Here is a 16238-nt window from a genome sequence, read left to right as displayed (position 1 = left end):
CCGACGAGGAGCGGGCCGCCGCGCCTCCTTATGCTTGAAGCATGAACCCTCAGCCCCACTTCGGCCGCGGCCACACCGACGACCTCGCAGCCTTCCTCACCGCCAGCCCGTCGCAGTACCACGCGGTCGCGAGCGCCGCCGAGCGCCTGGAGAAGGCCGGATTCCAGCAGGTGGCCGAGACCGAGGCGTGGGGCGCCGAGGCGGGCGGCAAGTACGTGCTGCGGGGCGGCGCGATCATCGCCTGGTACGTGCCCGAGGGCGCCGGACCCGCCACCCCCTTCCGGGTGGTCGGCGCACACACCGACTCCACCAACCTGCGCGTCAAGCCCCGTCCCGACTCGGGCTCCTTCGGGTGGCGCCAGGTCGCCGTCGAGATCTACGGCGGCGCCCTCCTCAACACCTGGCTCGACCGCGATCTGGGCCTGTCCGGCCGGCTGGTGCTGCGCGACGGCACGACGACGCTGGTCCACGTCGACCGGCCGCTGCTGCGAGTGCCGCAGCTCGCCGTCCACCTCGACCGCGGTGTCAACGACAGCGGCCTCAAGCTCGACAAGCAGCGCCACATGCAGCCCGTCTGGGGCCTCGGCGAGGTCGACGAGGGCGCCCTGATCGCGTTCCTCGCGGAGGAGAGCGGCGTCGCCGCCGCCGACGTCGTCGGCTGGGACCTGATGACCCACGACGTCCAGCCGCCCGCCTACCTCGGCCGCGACCGCGAGTTCCTGACCGCGGGCCGGCTCGACAACCTGCTCTCCGTGCACGCCGGCACCGCCGCCCTGGCCGCCGCCGCCCGGCCCGGCCTGCCGTACATCCCCGTCCTGGCCGCCTTCGACCACGAAGAGACCGGCAGCGAGTCCGACACCGGCGCCGCCGGGCCGCTGCTCGGCAACGTCCTGGAGCGCTCCGTCTTCGCCCGCGGCGGCAGCTACGAGGACCGCGCCCGGGCCTTCGCCGGCACCGTGTGCGTCTCCGCCGACACCGGACACGCCGTCCACCCCAACTACACGGAGAAGCACGACCCGACGCACCGCCCGGTGCCCAACGGCGGCCCGATCCTGAAGGTCAACGTCAGCCAGCGCTACTCCACCGACGGCACCGGCCGCGGCATCTTCGCCGCTGCCTGCGAGCGGGCCGGCGTGCCCTGGCAGTCCTTCGTCTCCAACAACGCCATGCCCTGCGGCACCACCATCGGCCCCATCACCGCCGCCCGGCACGGCATCACCACCGTGGATGTCGGCGTGCCGATCCTGTCGATGCACTCCGCGCGCGAACTGTGCGGCGCCGACGACCCGTACCTGCTGGCCGGCGCGCTGAAGGCGTTCCTGGAGGGCTGATTCCCACCCCGCCCGTGAAGTCCGCTGCCGGTGAGCGGACTTCACGGGCGGTTCGCTGTCATGAGATGCCCGCCCCCGGGTACACGGGTTCTACGAGTCCGTAGAGCCAACCCCGTTCGGAGGCGGACATCATGGGCATCGGCGGTTGCATCGGCCTGATCGCGGTGGGGGCCATCCTCACCTTCGCGACCGACTGGCACATGGCCGGGGTCAACCTGGACCTGGTCGGTCTGATCATGATGGCGGTGGGCGTCATCGGCCTGGCCGCGTACATCAGCATCTTCAAGAAGCGCCGGGTCGTGGAGCCGATGCCGGTGATGGACGAACGCGCCCGCAACTACCCGCACGCGTGACGGAGCTGCGGGAGCGTCAGCCGTCCATCCCGGCGAGCACCAGCGCGAGCCGGGTGTCCCCCACGGCGGTCAGCCGGACGGGGACACCCCAGTCCTGCTGGTGCACATGGCAGGCGGGGAACTCGTTGTCCGGGTCGTCGTCACACGACGCGGCCATCGCCGACACGTGGAGCACCCCCTCGCCGACGTCGCCGTTCAGGACGACGTCGCGGAAGAGGTCCGTACCCTTGCCGGCCCCCGCCAGCAGCAGCTCCGGCGGCGTCGCGCTGACCAGCAGCCGCGTCGACGGGCCGTAGCGCTCGTCGAGCTTCTGGCCGGCCGGGGCGGAGAACACCACGTCCAGCCGCAGCGGCCCCGGCGCCACATCCGTCGCGGGCCGCCGCGTACGGTGCGCCGCGCCCTCGACCCGCACCGCCTCCTCCGGCAGGCGCAGCCGCGTCAACCGGTGGCGGGCGGACTCCACCACCACGATCTCCGCGCCGTCCAGCACCGCGCCCGACGGCTCCCGCAGGTCCGTGGCGAGCGTGCTGACCTCGCCGGTCGCCGGGTCGAAGCGGCGCAGCGCGTGGTTGTAGGTGTCGCTCACCGCGACCGACCCGTCCGGCAGCGCGGTCACCCCCAGCGGATGCTGCAGCAGCGCCTGCTCCGCGGCACCGTCACGGTGACCGAAGTCGAACAGCCCCGTGCCGACGGCGGTGCGCACCACGTACCCCGCGCCGTCCCCGGCCCGCTCCACCCAGCGCAGCGCGCTCGTCTCGGAGTCCGCGACCCACAACCGCTCCCCGGCCGCCGCCAGCCCCGACGGCTGCGCGAACCACGCCTGCTCCGCAGGCCCGTCGACCAAGCCCTCATTGGTCGTCCCGGCCGCCACCGCGACCGTCCCGTCCGCCGGGTCGTACGTCCACAGCTGGTGGACGCCCGCCATGGCGATCCACACCTTGCCGTCCCACCACGCCACGTCCCACGGCGACGACAGGTCGGTGCCCAGCGCCGGGCCCGAGGTCGCCGACCCCTGCCACCACTGCTTCCCGGTGCCGGCCACCGTCTCCAGGGCCCCGCTCTCCGGGTCGAACGTCCGCAGCCGGTGGTTCACGGTGTCCGCGACGACCACGGTGCCGTCCGGCAGCGACGCCAGCCCCTGCGGCTCGCTGAAGTCCCCCGGCGCACCGATCCGCCGCACGACGGTCTCCCCGTCCGGCTCAATCTCCACCAGCTGGTGCCGGGTCGAGTCCGACACCAGCAGGTTCCCCGACGGCAGCCGCAGCGCCTTCCCCGGGAACCGCAGATCGGTGGCCACCGGCTCGGGCGGCACATACGGGCCGTCCCCGCGGCGCAGCGTCCCCTTCGCCGCGTGCTCCGCCTCCAGCTCGGTGACCAGCGCCTCCAGCGCGTGCGCGTGCCCCTCCCCGGAGTGCTGGGCGACGACGTACCCCTCCGGGTCGATCACGGTCAGCGTGGGCCAGGCGCGCACGGCGTACTGCTTCCACGTCGTGAGTTCCGGGTCGTCCAGCACCGGGTGGTGCACCCCGTACCGCTCCACGGCGTCCACGACCGACTGGTGCTCCGCCTCGTGCACGAACTTCGGCGAGTGCACGCCGACGATCACCACGGTGTCGCGGTGCTTCTCCTCCAGCTCGCGCAGCTCGTCGAGGACGTGCAGGCAATTGATGCAGCAGAAGGTCCAAAAATCAACGATGACGCATTTGCCCCGCAGGTCCGCGAGGGTGAGGTCCTTGCCGCCGGTGTTGATCCAGCCGCCCTTGCCGACGAGCTCAGGGGCGCGGACACGGGCACGACGGGGTTTGGGGGAGGACACGGATGCGGAATCGTTCATGCTTCAAGGGTGCCATCCGGACGGGAGCGCCGGATCACGCGTATGACAGGGCCTGCGACAGGGGAGCGACGGTTGGCTGCGGACGGGAACGGGGCGACGGGCAGTGGGGCGGCAGCGGCGGAGCCACAGGTCTTCATGGCGCTGCCGGGACGTACGGAAGCCCGGGAGGAGGCGTTCGAGGCGTGCCTGGCGGAGGTGGTCCGGAGCCTCGGGCTCGACGTCGGTCCCGGACCGGGGGGCGACGCTCGGCGAACCTGGAGGAATCGCGCTCGGACGGCCCTGCGCACGGCCTGCCTACGGGGCACGGCCCTCTCCGAGGAGTCCTTCGACGCGCTGCTCAGGGCAGCCGTCCACGATCCCGACCCCAGCTTCAACCGCCAGTTCGTCGAGCCCGCGCTGAACGCGTTCGGATACGCGCGTGTGCGCAAGGCGCTGCTCGGTTACCTGCGGACGGGCACGGACCATGAGCGGGCGGGCGCCGCTCGGGCCTGGTACTGGTCGGCCCTGCCGCTGCGGATGCCCCACGTACGGGCGGCGGACCCGGGCTCCGTCGACAGGGCCGGGACCGACGGCGCGCGGGCCGTGGTGGCCGAGTGGAACGAGGCCGCCCTGCGCGAGTTCGTGGGCAACGAACAACTCGAGGTCCGGCGCTGCATCCTGCCGGGTCTGCCGCTCCGGAAGTCGGCCTACCCGCCGGAGCTGCACGCTCTGGTGGACACGGCGGTGGCGCTGGCCCGCTCCCACCCGGACGCGTACATCCGGCACCGCGTGGAACACCAGGTCGGCGACTGAGGCACGCCCGCCCGCGAGGACTTCGGGCTCAGGGGCGCAGGTCGCTCACGGCGTCCGTGGTGGCGACGAGGCCGGAATGGATGGTGGGGGCGAGGCTGGAACTGGCGAGGCAGAAGCCGAGGAGGACGCACAGGATCGCGTGGGAGAGCTTCAGCGACTTCGCCCGGAGCAGGATGAGCGTGATCACGATCAGGAGCAGGACCACGGAGATGGATACCGCCATGGCCGTATGACGACACAAATCGCGGCCGGGGTGGGGGCGACACGCGCGGGAAGGGCCCGGACGTACAAACGTCCGGGCCCTTCGCGTTGCCGTGCCTGGGGCGGATCAGGCCCAGGTGATCAGGCGCTTGGGGTACTCCAGGACCGCCGCGACGTCGGCGAGGAACTTGGAGCCGAGCTCGCCGTCGACCAGGCGGTGGTCGAAGGAGAGCGCGAGCGTGGTGACCTGACGGGGCTTGACCTTGCCCTTGTGGACCCAGGGCAGCTCCTTGACCGCGCCGAAGGCGAGGATCGCGGACTCCCCGGGATTGAGGATGGGCGTGCCCGTGTCGACGCCGAAGACGCCGACGTTGGTGATGGTGATCGTGCCGCCCTGCATGTCGGCCGGCGAGGTCTTGCCCTCACGGGCCGTGGCGACCAGGTCACCGAGCGCGGCAGCCAGTTCGGGCAGGGTCTTGGCCTGGGCGTCCTTGATGTTGGGGACGATCAGGCCGCGCGGGGTGGCCGCGGCGATGCCCAGGTTGACGTAGCCCTTGTGGACGATCTCCTGGTTGGCCTCGTCCCAGGCGGCGTTGATCTCCGGGTTGCGGCGGATCGCGACCAGCAGGGCCTTGGCGACCAGCAGCAGCGGGCTGACCTTGAGCCCGACGAAGGCCGGGTCGGTCTTCAGCTCCTGGACGAGCCGCATGGTCCGGGTGATGTCGAAGGTGACGAACTCGGTCACGTGCGGCGCGGTGAAGGCGCTGGCGACCATGGCCGCGGCCGTCGCCTTGCGGACGCCCTTGATCGGGACGCGGGTCTCCAGCGCGCCCGCGGCGGGGGCCGGGGCGGCGGGAGCCGCTACCGCCTCGGTGGCGGCGGGGGCCTGCGCGGGGGCGGCCGGGGCCAGCGCCCTCTGGACGTCCTCGCGGGTGATCGTGCCCTGCGGCCCGGTCGGGGTGACCGTGGCCAGGTCCACGCCCAGGTCCTTGGCGAGCTTGCGCACCGGCGGCTTGGCCAGCGGGCGGACCTCGGCGGGGGCGAACCCGGCGGGAGCCGCCTGGGCCGGGGCGGCGGCCACCGGCGCGGCGGCCGGCACCGGGGCGTGACCGTTCAGCTCGTCCTGGACGGCCTGCTGGGCACCGGTCTGCGCCGGCACGGCGGGCTGCTTGCGGGGCCGGCGCTTGGTCGACGAGGCCGCGACGCCGTAGCCGACCAGCACGGGCTGCCGCTTCTGCGCCGGCTCCGCGGCGGGGGCCGGCGCGGCGGCCGGCTCCGGGGCGGCCTCGGCGGCCGGTTCACCGGCGTCGCCCTCGCCGGTGTCGACGGCGATGATCACGGTGCCGACGTCGACGGTCTCGCCCTCGGGGAAGCGCAGTTCGTGCACCACCCCGTCGAACGGGATCGGAAGCTCGACCGCGGCCTTGGCGGTCTCCACCTCGCAGACCACCTGGCCGTCGGTGACGGTGTCGCCGGGCTTGACGTACCACTTGAGGATCTCGGCCTCGGTCAGTCCCTCGCCGACGTCCGGCATCTTGAACTCACGGAAGCGCTGCGGTGCTGCCACTGTCGTCACAACCCTCTCCTCAGAACGCCAGCGAGCGGTCGACGGCGTCCAGAACCCGGTCCAGGCCGGGCAGGTACTCCTCCTCCACCCGGGCCGGCGGGTACGGGGCGTGGAAGCCGCCGACCCGCAGCACGGGGGCCTCGAGGTGGTAGAAGCACCGCTCGGTGATGCGGGCCGCGATCTCCGCGCCCATGCCGAGCTGCACCGGCGCTTCGTGCACGACGACCAGGCGGCGGGTCTTCTCCACCGACGCCTGTACGGCGTCGAAGTCCAGCGGGGACAGCGACCTCAGGTCCACGACCTCCAGGCTACGGCCCTCCTCGGCGGCCGCGGCGGCCGCTTCCAGGCACACCTTCACCATCGGGCCGTACGCGGCCAGGGTGAGGTCGGTGCCCTCCAGGAGCGTGCGCGCCTTGTGGAGCGGGGCGGGGATGCCGTCGGTGTCGACCTCGCCCTTGTCCCAGTAGCGGCGCTTGGGCTCGAAGAAGATCACCGGGTCGTCGGAGTGGATCGCCTGCTGCAGCATCCAGTAGGCGTCCTGCGGGGTCGACGGGGAGACGACCTTGAGTCCGGCGGTGTGCGCGAAGTACGCCTCGGGCGACTCGCTGTGGTGCTCGACGGCGCCGATGCCGCCGCCGTAGGGGATGCGGATGACGACCGGGAGCTTGATCTTGCCCAGGGCGCGCGCGTGCATCTTGGCGAGCTGGGTGACGATCTGGTCGTACGCGGGGAAGACGAAGCCGTCGAACTGGATCTCCACGACGGGGCGGTAGCCGCGCAGGGCCAGGCCGATCGCGGTGCCGACGATGCCGGACTCCGCGAGCGGGGTGTCGATCACCCGCTGCTCGCCGAAGTCCTTCTGCAGGCCGTCGGTGATCCGGAAGACGCCGCCGAGCTTGCCGATGTCCTCACCCATGAGGACGACCTTGGGGTCGGTCTCCAGGGACTTGCGCAGCGCCTCGTTGAGGGCCTTGGCGATGGTCATCGTTGCCATGGTCAGTGACCCTCCGTGCTGTCCGCGAACGACGCCTGGTACGCGGCGAACTGGGCGCGCTCCTCGTCGACGAGGGCGTGTCCGTCGGCGTAGATGTTCTCGAAGATCGACATGGGGTCGGGGTCGGGCATGGCGCGCACGGCCTCGCGGACCCGCTTGCCGAGCGCCTCGCTCTCCTCCTCGACACCGGCGAAGAAGGCCTCGTCGGCGATGCCGTCCTTCTCCAGGTAGCTGCGCAGCCGCAGGATCGGGTCCTTGTGCTCCCACTGCTCGCGCTCCTCGTCGAGGCGGTAGCGGGTGGGGTCGTCGGAGGTGGTGTGGGCGCCCATGCGGTAGGTGAAGGCCTCGACGAGCATCGGGCCCTGGCCGGAGCGGGCGTGCTCCAGGGCGGCGCGGGTGACCGCGAGGACCGCCAGGACGTCGTTGCCGTCGACCCGCACGCCGGGGAAGCCGAAGCCGGCGGCGCGCTGGTAGATCGGGACGCGGCTCTGCTTCTCGGTGGGCTCGGAGATCGCCCACTGGTTGTTCTGGCAGAAGAAGACCACGGGAGCGTTGTAGACGGCGGCGAAGGTGAAGGCCTCCGCGACATCGCCCTGGCTGGAGGCACCGTCGCCGAAGTAGGCGATGACGGCGGAGTCGGCGCCGTCCTTGCTGATGCCCATCGCGTAGCCGGTCGCGTGCAGCGTCTGGGAGCCGATCACGATCGTGTACAGCTGGAAGTTGTTCTCGTTCGGGTCCCAGCCGCCGTGGTTCACCCCGCGGAACATGCCGAGCAGGTTGACCGGGTCCACCCCGCGGCACCAGGCGACGCCGTGCTCGCGGTAGGTGGGGAAGACGTAGTCGTCCGGCCTGGTGGCCCGTCCCGAGCCGATCTGTGCGGCCTCCTGGCCCAGCAGCGACGCCCACAGACCCAGCTCGCCCTGCCGCTGCAAGGACGTCGCCTCCGCGTCGAACCGGCGGGTCAGGACCATGTCCCGGTACAGACCGCGCAGTTCTTCGGGGCTCAGGTCGATGGAGTACTCACTGTGCTGGACGCGCTCGCCCTCGGGGGTCAGGAGCTGTACCAGCTCCGGCTCGCCCTCACGGCGCTTCGCTCCACCGCGCGTGCCCGTACGGGGCGTACGGGGCTTCGCGGCAGTGCTTTTCACGCTCACGCTTGCTCCTCCGTCTGTCCGGCCCCCGGGATCCGCCGGCGGCCAGTGCGGCTCCTGCCCGACTCGTCGCGGCGCACGGGGTGTGTGCGGCACGGCCGAGCCGGGAGTGTTGGTGACCCGGCAGGCAGCCCTGCGAAGTGAACGTTACCCACACCTCCCGCTTCCGCGCGAAGGGTGTTCTACCTGCGGTTTTGTTTGATTTCCTAGTAAATGGGCGTTCTCGCAGGCCACCGGGACAACGGCACGGTATCCCGAGGATCGATTCTTCGTAAGAGGTCGACGCGGGTCGTGTGTGCAACGCTGAACTTGTGACCGAAAAGTCGGTAATCACGGTTTTCCTACTGGACGACCATGAAGTCGTCCGGCGCGGGGTCCACGAGCTGCTCTCCGCCGAGGACGGGATGGAGGTCGTCGGCGAGGCCGGTACGGCCGCCGAGGCGCTCGCCCGGATCCCGGCCGTGCGACCCGACGTGGCGGTGCTCGACGTCCGCCTGCCGGACGGCAGCGGGGTGGAGGTGTGCCGGGAGATCCGTTCCTCCCAGCCCGGGATCGCGTGCCTGATGCTCACCTCCTACGCGGACGACGAGGCCCTCTTCGACGCGATCATGGCGGGCGCGTCGGGCTACGTGCTCAAGGACATCCGGGCCAGCGACCTGGTGGGCGCCGTGCGGGACGTCGCCGGGGGCCGGTCGCTGCTGGACCCGGTCGCCACCGCGCGCGTCCTGGAGCGGCTGCGCGGCGGCGGGGAACGCCAGCAGGGCCGCCTCGCCGACCTGACCGACCAGGAGAAGCGGATCCTCGACCTCATCGGCGAGGGCCTCACCAACCGGCAGATCGGCGACCGGCTGCACCTCGCCGAGAAGACGGTCAAGAACTACGTCTCCTCCCTGCTCGCCAAGCTCGGGATGCAGCGGCGCACCCAGGCCGCCGCCTACGTCGCCCGGCTGCGCAGCGGCGGCGGCACGAACCCGGACACCGGGGCGGGACCGGGACCGTCAGGATCCCGGCCGCCGGGCAACTGACCGTCCGGGATCCGACCGCCGGAACCGGGCGCGGGCGACCCACGTACCAGTCCGTATGCCGGACGCGGACTGTCCGTGCATACGTCTTGTATCTATGATGTGCGCATCATGTCCCGAAGCCCCGTCGCGACCGCCGGCACCACCGCCGAGCCGGCCGCCAAGCAGCCGCCCGCCGCCGAGCGGGTCTACACGCACGTCAAGCAGGCGGTGCTCGACCGCCGCTACGAGGGCGGCACCCTCCTGAGCGAGGGCGAACTGGCCGAGGCGGTGGGCGTCTCGCGCACCCCGGTGCGGGAGGCCCTGCTGCGCCTGGAGGCCGAGGGACTGCTGAAGCTCTACCCGAAGAAGGGCGCCCTGGTGCTGCCGGTCTCCGCGCAGGAGATCGCGGACGTCGTGGAGACCCGGCTGCTGGTGGAGCGCCACGCGGTGATGAAGGTGGTGCCCGCCCCTGAGCGGCTGCTGACCCGCCTGGAGGAGTTGCTGGACGAGCAGCGCGGCCACGCCGCGGCGGGTGACCTGGCCGCCTTCGCGGGGGCCGACCGCTGCTTCCACGCCGAGATCGTGCGCGCCGCGGGCAACCGCATCCTGTCCCAGCTGTACGACCAGTTGAGAGACCGTCAGCTACGTATGGGCGTCGCGACGATGCACGCCGAGCCGGGCCGTATCGCCAAGAACGTCGCCGAACACACCGAGATCCTCGCGGCGTTGCGCGCCGGGGACGCCCCCATGGCGGCCGCGCTGGTCGAACGGCACGTCGGCTGGGTGAGCCATCTGGCCCGGGGGGAGTGATGGCAACGATCGGCACCCCGACCGGTGAACCCCCCGGCGGCGCCAGGGCGGTCGCCGTCTGGAGCATCGGCACCCTCGTCTACATGGTCGCGGTCGTGCACCGCACCAGCCTCGGCGTCGCCGGGATCGACGCCGCGGAGCGCTTCCACATCGGCGCCTCGGCGCTGTCCACCTTCTCGATCCTGCAGGTGCTGGTCTACGCGGGCATGCAGATACCCGTGGGCCTGATGGTCGACCGCCTCGGCACCAAGAGAGTGCTGAGCATCGGCATCGCCTTGTTCACCGCGGGCCAGCTCGGCTTCGCCCTCTCCCACGCGTACGGCACGGCCCTGGCCGCCCGCGCGGTGCTGGGCTGCGGCGACGCCATGACCTTCGTGAGCGTGCTGCGGCTGGGCTCCCGCTGGTTCCCGGCCCGCCGCGGGCCGATGATCGCGCAGGGCGCCGCGCTGTTCGGCGTGGCGGGCAACCTGCTGAGCACCGTGCTGCTCGCCCGGCTGCTGCACTCCGCGGGCTGGACCTCCACCTTCGTCGGCACGGCACTGGGCGGCGCGCTCGTCCTCGTCCTGGTGCTGGCCTTCATGAAGGACCACCCCGAGGGCTTCGAGCCGGCGCCCGCCGAGCACCCCGGGCGCGGTTACGTGAAGCGGCAGCTCGCCGCCGCCTGGCGGGAGCCCGGCACCCGGCTGGGGATGTGGACGCACTTCACCACCCAGTTCTCCGGGATGGTCTTCCTGCTGCTGTGGGGACTGCCGTACCTGGTCGAGGACCAGGGGCTGTCCCGCGAGACCGCGGGCACCCTGCTGACGGTGGTGGTGATCGCCAACATGGTCTTCGGGATGCTCTTCGGCCAGATCATCGGCCGCCACCACGGCGCCCGGATGCCGCTCACCCTGGGCGTGGTCGGGGCGACCGCGGTGATGTGGGCGGTGGTCCTGGTCTGGCCCGCGGACCACGCCCCGCTGTGGCTGCTCGTGCTGCTCTGCGTCGTGCTGGGCACCTGCGGGCCGGCGTCGATGATCGGCTTCGACTTCGCCCGCCCGGCGAACCCGCCCGAGCGCTTCGGCACGGCCTCCGGCATCGTCAACATCGGCGGCTTCACCGCCTCGATGGCCACGCTGCTCGCCATCGGCGTCCTGCTGGACGCCAGCGGCGGCGACTACCGGGTGGCCTGGAGCAGCGTCTTCGTCCTGCAGGCGCTGGGCCTGGTCCAGATCCTGCGGCTGCGTGGCCGGGCGGCGCGGCTGGAGCGGCAGCGCATCGCCGTCAGCCGCGTCGAGAGCGTCCACGTCCCCGCCGGGACATGAACGCTCCCCCCGGCGTCAATCCGTGACGGCGATGTTCGCCAGGATCGCCTCGGCGAGCGCCTGGTCGCCCTCGATCTTCAGCCGGTCCGCCACCGCGTGCGCGCGCGTGCGGCCGCAGGTCAGCCGGACGAAGGTCTCCCAGTCCAGGGTCAGCGTGACCGCGGGGCCGAGCGAGACGCTGCCGTCGATCGTGCCGTTGCCGTCGTTGTCGACCCGGACGGTCCGCATGAACTCCAGCTCGCCGTGGACGTCGAACACCACGGCGGAGCCCGCGGGGGCGCCCGCGCGCTCGGCGACCACCTTCGGCAGCTGGGAGAGGATGTGGTCCCGGGCGACGGGCGCGCCCGGCGAGTCGAGGTTGCCGGGCTCGCCCAGCGCCCGGCGCAGGTCCTGCTCGTGCACCCACACGTCGAAGACCCGCCACTTCAGCAGCTCCTCGAGGGTCATCTCCCGGCCCATGGGCCCGCGGACGGTGTCCTGCGCATCACGGGTCTCGTTCCGCAGCTGACGGGCACGGCGGATGATCGTGTAGTCGAGCTCGCCGACCACCTCGGGCGGGGTGTGGTGCCGCCGCTTGTCGACCGGCACCTCCACGTAACGGGCGTGCTCCGTGGTCATGTGCCGCAGGTCGCTGGGGAGCGTGTGGATCGGCCGGGGATCGCCGAGCAGCTCGCACTCGAAGGCGATCACGTGCGACACGACGTCGCGCACGGACCAGTAGGGACACGCGGTCGGCCGGTTCCAGGCGCCCGCCGGAACGGGGCGGACCAACTCGGCTATGGATTCTATGGAGTGGGTCCAGGCGTCGATGTACGGCTGGATCTGGCTGTGGACGGTGCCGGTCACGGGACCCCTCGACGGTCGGTGCGCGGTCGTGGTGTGCGCCTTAAATTACGCTGCGCAGTGACACCACGGGAGTGCTTTCGTGTGACGATCGTAGGCCCGCAAGAACGTGCCGAACTCATGGGCGGTGGTACTGTGCGCGTTTCCCTGCTCCAGATCGACGTCGACCCCGGCGAAGCGGTGGACGCCAGGCGCGAACGGGTCGCCTCGCTCGTCCGCGGACAGGCCGGGTCGGACCTGGTCGTCCTGCCCGAACTGTGGCCCGTCGGGGCCTTTGCCGCCGATCTTTTCCAGCCAGAGGCCGAGCCGCTCCATGGCCCCACCGCGGAGGTCATGAGCGCCGCCGCGCTCGACGCGGGCGTGTGGCTGCACGCGGGGTCGATCGTCGAGCGCGCCGCCGACGGCGCGCTGTACAACACCTCGCTGCTCTTCTCGCCCGACGGCGCACTGCGCGAGACCTACCGCAAGATCCACCGTTTCGGCTTCGACCAGGGCGAGGCCGTGCTCATGAGCGGTGGCGACCGCATCGTCACCACCGACGTCCAGGGCGTCCCCGTAGGCCTGGCCACCTGCTACGACCTGCGTTTCCCCGAGCAGTTCCGGCTGCTCGTCGACGCGGGCGCCACGGTCATGGTCGTCCCGGCCGGCTGGCCCGCGCGGCGCCGTGAGCACTGGACGCTGCTGGCCCGGGCCCGCGCGATCGAGGCACAGTCCTACGTGCTGGCCTGCGGCACCGCGGGAACCCACGCCGGGGTGGAACTGGCCGGGCACAGCGTCGTCGTCGACCCCTGGGGCGCCGTCGTCGCCGAGGCGGGACCCGGGGAGGAGATCCTCACCGCCGACCTCGACCCCGGCCTCGTGGCGAAGACGCGGGCGGACTTCCCGGTGCTGCGCGACCGCGTACTGGGCCTGCCGGTACCGGATTCGGCCGGTTGAGGCGGTATGGCCCCATCAGGGACCATCGGCCCCGGAGGTGGGGGCGGAGTGCTCTGCGCCTCCAGGGGGCGGGCCCGGCAAGGTGGTTCCCATGGAATTCGAGGGGCGCGCTGCGCTGGCGCTGCTGGAAAGGGTGCGGTACGGGCGGCTGGCGCTGACGCGGGGGGCCCTGCCGTACATCGCCGTGGCACGGCACGTCGTCGCCGACGGCTCCGTGCTGATCCGTACCGACCGCTCATGGGGCGTGGACGGCACTGTCGTGGCCTACCAGGCGGACGACCTCGAAGCGGGCTGGGCGGTGCAGTTCCTCGGCACGGCGCGCGCCTTCCACCCGTCGACGGCACAACAGGCGCTCTTCGGCACAGATCATCAAAACGATACAAGCCGGGAGCCGGGCCATGTGTACGTACGGCTCGACCCGCGAGTCCACCACCGGAATGATCTAGCATCTGCCTGGTGATCGGGAGTTCGGCGACGGCGCCGCCCTCCGCCGGGACACTGGACACCCTGCTGCGCCGATACACGGACGCCGGCGCCCCGCTGTCCTGCGAACCCGTTGCCCAGGGCCTGCTGAACCGGGGATTCCGGCTGGCCACCACCCAGGGCCGCTACTTCCTCAAGCTGTACGTCGACAGCGCCACCTCCGACTCCTCCGTCATCGCCCGCCAGCACCGCGCGACCCAGCGGCTGGACGAGGTGGGCCTGCCGGTCGCCCCACCGGTGCCCGACGCCGACGGCCGCACCGTCGCCGTGGTCGGCGGCCGCTGCTTCGCGCTGTACCCGTGGGTGGAGGGCCGGCACCGCGAGGGCGGCGAACTCACCACCGCCGACTCCCGCCGCCTGGGCGCGCTGCTCGGTCTCGTCCACACCACCCTGGCCCAGGTGCAGCCCGCCCCCGAGCCGGTCCGGCACGCCAGCGCCGACCCCGAACTGACCTATGCGCTGATCAGCGCGCTGCTGCGGCGGGTGCGCGCCAGCGCGCCGCGCGAGACCTTCGACGAGCTGGCCGAGCACCGGCTGCTGGAGCGCCGTGCCCTGCTGGAACGTCACGCCCACCGCCGCCCGCCCGACGCCGCGGGCCCGGTGTCCGGCTGGGTGCACGGCGACTTCCACCCGCTCAACCTGCTCTACCGCGAGGACGAACCCGTCGCCATCGTCGACTGGGACCGGCTCGGCGTGCAGCCGCGCGCCGAGGAGGCGGTACGGGCCGCCGTGATCTTCTTCGTGCGGCCCGGGGGCACCCTGGACCTGGACAAGATCCGCGCGTACGCCCGGGCCTACCGCGGCGCCGCGGGTGTGCCCGGGGACGAACTGGCCGCGGCCGTGCACCGGGTGTGGTGGGAACGGCTCAACGACTTCTGGATGCTGCGCTGGCGCTACGTCCTCGACGACCGCAGGACCGACCCCCTCTTCCCGGCCTCGTCCGCCCTGGTCGTCTGGTGGACCGCGGCGTACGAGGCCGTGCTGGGGGCCTTCACGGGCTGACCCGGCGGTCAGCCGCCCGTGAGGCCGCCGTCCGCTCCCGCGGTGCCGGCCGTGCCACCGGACGCCTCCCCGGAGGCGCCCTCGGTCCCGCCGGTCTCGGAGGCGGTCGGCGTCGGCGTGGGCGGCGCGGAGGTGGCCGGGGCGCTCGGCTCCTTGGTCGGCGCCTCGGAGGTCGGGGGGGCCTTGGTGGTCGGCTGCGTGTAGGAGGGCGTCGAGCGGTACGTCGGCTGCTCCGAGACGCTGCCGGTGCTGTCCTGCGTACCGCCCGTGGTGTCGTCCTGGGTCGGCTGCGAGGTCGGCTTCTGCGGCTGCGACCGAGTGGGCGTCACCTTCTCCGCCGGGGGCGTCTTGTCGCCGGTGTGGGAGACGGCGAAGTAGATGCCGAGCGCGACCGCGAGCACCGCCGCGACCACGAACAGCGCCGGCTTCACCCAGCGGCCGCCGCCGTGCGGGGGCCTCCCGTCGTCGTAGCCGTGGCCGCCGCCGTCACCGCCGGGCGGGCCGAGCAGCAGGGGCGGCTGCAACTCCGCGGTGGTGTGCGGGCTCTGCCCGTACTGCGGGGGGACGCCCATCGGCGCGGTCGGGGCGGCGTTCACCGCGGGCACGTAACCGGTGTTCCAGGTGCCGGTGTGACCGCCGCGCTCGCTCAGCATGTTCAGCGCGTACTGGACGACGCCGCGCATCTCCTCGGCGGTCTGGAAGCGGTCGTCCGGGTGCTTGGCGAGCGCGTGCAGCACCAGCCCGTCCAGCTCCGGCGGCACCCGGTCGCTGAGCTCGGAGGGCGGGCGCGGCTCGTCCTGGACGTGCTGGTAGACCACCGACAGCGGCGTCTCACCGGTGAACGGCGGCCGCAGCGCGAGCAGTTCGTAGAGCAGGCAGCCCGTCGCGTACAGGTCGGACCGGGTGTCGACCGTCTTGCCGAGCGCCTGCTCCGGCGACAGGTACTGCGGGGTGCCCATGACCATGCCGGTCTGCGTCATCGTGGTCGAGGCGCCGTGCAGCGCCCGCGCGATGCCGAAGTCCATCACCTTCACCGCGCCGGTCTTGGTGATGATCACGTTCGCCGGCTTGATGTCCCGGTGGACGATGCCGTGCGCGTGGCTGTAGGCCAGCGCCTCCAGCACGCCCGAGACGATGATGAGCGCCTGGTCCACCGGCGGCGGCTCGTCGGAGCCCAGCAGCAGGTCGCGGATGGTGCGGCCCTCGACGAGCTCCATCACGATGTACGGCACGGTGCCGCCCGGCGTGACGTCCTCACCCGAGTCGTACACCGCCACCACCGCGTGGTGGTTGAGCCCGGCGACCGACTGCGCCTCGCGTGTGAAACGGGCCTTGGAGACCGGGTCCTCGGCGAGATCGGAGCGGAGCAGCTTCACGGCCACCGTCCGCCCCAGGCGCACGTCCTCCGCCGCGAAGACCTCGGCCATTCCGCCGCGTCCCAGGCGCCGGGTCAGCCGGTAGCGGCCGTCGCCGACCAGGCCTCCGGCACCCCACTGCTCGGGCGAGTCGGGCACGCCCCGGCCGTCGGCAGAGGGCTCGTCAGGGCCCCCGGCGGCTGTCGTCTGTGCCATCAGTCCTCGCCGTCGATCGTCGCCGTACAGGGTCCTCCAGCGCACCACGCTACCGCGTTCCG

16 protein-coding genes are annotated in these 16238 nt (G+C 72.3%); 9 read left to right on the top strand and 7 right to left on the bottom strand.

The features are described 5' to 3' along the window. The first annotated feature begins 41 nt into the window (after window positions 1-41). Window positions 42-1331: a M18 family aminopeptidase gene (locus AC3EUJ_RS01695; protein WP_431959036.1), complete on the top strand. Its 1290-nt coding sequence runs from the start codon at window positions 42-44 to the stop codon at window positions 1329-1331. A gap of 131 nt (window positions 1332-1462) precedes the next feature. Beyond that, window positions 1463-1684, top strand: a complete 222-nt coding sequence (locus AC3EUJ_RS01690; RefSeq protein WP_431959035.1) for a hypothetical protein — start codon at window positions 1463-1465, stop codon at window positions 1682-1684. A 16-nt stretch (window positions 1685-1700) separates the two neighbouring features. Here the strand turns inward: AC3EUJ_RS01690 and AC3EUJ_RS01685 are convergent, their stop codons facing one another. Next, complete coding sequence (locus AC3EUJ_RS01685) at window positions 1701-3518, bottom strand: NHL domain-containing thioredoxin family protein (RefSeq protein ID WP_431959034.1); 1818 nt, start codon at window positions 3516-3518, stop codon at window positions 1701-1703. A gap of 72 nt (window positions 3519-3590) precedes the next feature. Between AC3EUJ_RS01685 and AC3EUJ_RS01680 the strand changes: the two genes are divergently transcribed. Further along, complete coding sequence (locus AC3EUJ_RS01680; protein ID WP_431959033.1) at window positions 3591-4310, top strand: hypothetical protein; 720 nt, start codon at window positions 3591-3593, stop codon at window positions 4308-4310. A gap of 28 nt (window positions 4311-4338) precedes the next feature. Here the strand turns inward: AC3EUJ_RS01680 and AC3EUJ_RS01675 are convergent, their stop codons facing one another. From AC3EUJ_RS01675 to pdhA, 4 genes are all read right to left on the bottom strand, one after another. Next, window positions 4339-4533 (bottom strand): hypothetical protein, encoded by a 195-nt coding sequence (locus tag AC3EUJ_RS01675; protein WP_431959032.1) that lies wholly within the window; start codon window positions 4531-4533, stop codon window positions 4339-4341. 105 nt (window positions 4534-4638) lie between these two features. Continuing rightward, on the bottom strand, window positions 4639-6045 hold the full coding sequence (locus AC3EUJ_RS01670) for a dihydrolipoamide acetyltransferase family protein (protein WP_431959227.1): 1407 nt from the start codon (window positions 6043-6045) through the stop codon (window positions 4639-4641). Between the two features lie 52 nt (window positions 6046-6097). Continuing rightward, window positions 6098-7072, bottom strand: a complete 975-nt coding sequence (locus tag AC3EUJ_RS01665) for an alpha-ketoacid dehydrogenase subunit beta (RefSeq protein WP_431959031.1) — start codon at window positions 7070-7072, stop codon at window positions 6098-6100. Between the two features lie 2 nt (window positions 7073-7074). After that, window positions 7075-8226, bottom strand: a complete 1152-nt coding sequence (gene pdhA / locus AC3EUJ_RS01660) for a pyruvate dehydrogenase (acetyl-transferring) E1 component subunit alpha (RefSeq protein WP_431959030.1) — start codon at window positions 8224-8226, stop codon at window positions 7075-7077. A gap of 308 nt (window positions 8227-8534) precedes the next feature. Here pdhA and AC3EUJ_RS01655 point away from each other — a divergent pair, with 308 nt between their 5' ends. The 3 genes from AC3EUJ_RS01655 (at window position 8535) to AC3EUJ_RS01645 (ending at window position 11341) form a co-directional block, all read left to right on the top strand. Next, a complete protein-coding gene (locus tag AC3EUJ_RS01655) occupies window positions 8535-9248 on the top strand; it encodes a response regulator (protein ID WP_431959029.1) in 714 nt (237 codons plus the stop codon). A gap of 108 nt (window positions 9249-9356) precedes the next feature. Then, window positions 9357-10037 (top strand): GntR family transcriptional regulator, encoded by a 681-nt coding sequence (locus AC3EUJ_RS01650; RefSeq protein ID WP_431959028.1) that lies wholly within the window; start codon window positions 9357-9359, stop codon window positions 10035-10037. Beyond that, window positions 10037-11341 (top strand): MFS transporter, encoded by a 1305-nt coding sequence (locus AC3EUJ_RS01645; protein ID WP_431959027.1) that lies wholly within the window; start codon window positions 10037-10039, stop codon window positions 11339-11341. The genes AC3EUJ_RS01650 and AC3EUJ_RS01645 overlap by 1 nt, the downstream gene beginning before the upstream one ends. A gap of 15 nt (window positions 11342-11356) precedes the next feature. Here the strand turns inward: AC3EUJ_RS01645 and AC3EUJ_RS01640 are convergent, their stop codons facing one another. Next, window positions 11357-12187, bottom strand: a complete 831-nt coding sequence (locus tag AC3EUJ_RS01640; RefSeq protein WP_431959026.1) for a maleylpyruvate isomerase family mycothiol-dependent enzyme — start codon at window positions 12185-12187, stop codon at window positions 11357-11359. A 132-nt stretch (window positions 12188-12319) separates the two neighbouring features. On the opposite strand from AC3EUJ_RS01640, the gene AC3EUJ_RS01635 reads away from it, so the two are divergent. The 3 genes from AC3EUJ_RS01635 to AC3EUJ_RS01625 all read left to right on the top strand — a co-directional run bounded on the left by AC3EUJ_RS01635 (window position 12320) and on the right by AC3EUJ_RS01625 (window position 14605). Then, window positions 12320-13120: a carbon-nitrogen family hydrolase gene (locus AC3EUJ_RS01635; RefSeq protein WP_431959226.1), complete on the top strand. Its 801-nt coding sequence runs from the start codon at window positions 12320-12322 to the stop codon at window positions 13118-13120. A gap of 91 nt (window positions 13121-13211) precedes the next feature. Further along, window positions 13212-13580 (top strand): pyridoxamine 5'-phosphate oxidase family protein, encoded by a 369-nt coding sequence (locus tag AC3EUJ_RS01630; protein WP_431959025.1) that lies wholly within the window; start codon window positions 13212-13214, stop codon window positions 13578-13580. Next, window positions 13574-14605 (top strand): phosphotransferase, encoded by a 1032-nt coding sequence (locus tag AC3EUJ_RS01625; RefSeq protein WP_431959224.1) that lies wholly within the window; start codon window positions 13574-13576, stop codon window positions 14603-14605. Before AC3EUJ_RS01630 ends, AC3EUJ_RS01625 begins: the two co-directional genes overlap by 7 nt. Before the next feature lie 8 nt (window positions 14606-14613). Here AC3EUJ_RS01625 and AC3EUJ_RS01620 read toward each other — a convergent pair whose 3' ends face one another. Continuing rightward, window positions 14614-16176 carry a protein kinase domain-containing protein gene (locus AC3EUJ_RS01620; RefSeq protein ID WP_431959024.1) on the bottom strand — a complete coding sequence of 521 codons (1563 nt, stop codon included), beginning with the start codon at window positions 16174-16176 and terminating at the stop codon, window positions 14614-14616. Window positions 16177-16238: the final 62 nt, after the last annotated feature.

It is taken from the genome of Actinacidiphila sp. bgisy160 (genome assembly GCF_057707815.1).
This window is presented reverse-complemented; position numbering and strand designations above follow the sequence as displayed.

Bases quoted from the DNA above. Each gene is read 5' to 3' on its own strand.
- AC3EUJ_RS01695 (WP_431959036.1), top strand. From the start codon at position 42: ATGAACCCTCAGCCCCACTTCGGCCGCGGCCACACCGACGACCTCGCA.
- AC3EUJ_RS01690 (WP_431959035.1), top strand. From the start codon at position 1,463: ATGGGCATCGGCGGTTGCATCGGCCTGATCGCGGTGGGGGCCATCCTC.
- AC3EUJ_RS01685 (WP_431959034.1), bottom strand. From the start codon at position 3,518: ATGAACGATTCCGCATCCGTGTCCTCCCCCAAACCCCGTCGTGCCCGT.
- AC3EUJ_RS01675 (WP_431959032.1), bottom strand. From the start codon at position 4,533: ATGGCGGTATCCATCTCCGTGGTCCTGCTCCTGATCGTGATCACGCTC.
- AC3EUJ_RS01670 (WP_431959227.1), bottom strand. From the start codon at position 6,045: ATGCCGGACGTCGGCGAGGGACTGACCGAGGCCGAGATCCTCAAGTGG.
- AC3EUJ_RS01665 (WP_431959031.1), bottom strand. From the start codon at position 7,072: ATGGCAACGATGACCATCGCCAAGGCCCTCAACGAGGCGCTGCGCAAG.
- AC3EUJ_RS01650 (WP_431959028.1), top strand. From the start codon at position 9,357: ATGTCCCGAAGCCCCGTCGCGACCGCCGGCACCACCGCCGAGCCGGCC.
- AC3EUJ_RS01645 (WP_431959027.1), top strand. From the start codon at position 10,037: ATGGCAACGATCGGCACCCCGACCGGTGAACCCCCCGGCGGCGCCAGG.
- AC3EUJ_RS01630 (WP_431959025.1), top strand. From the start codon at position 13,212: ATGGAATTCGAGGGGCGCGCTGCGCTGGCGCTGCTGGAAAGGGTGCGG.
- AC3EUJ_RS01620 (WP_431959024.1), bottom strand. From the start codon at position 16,176: ATGGCACAGACGACAGCCGCCGGGGGCCCTGACGAGCCCTCTGCCGAC.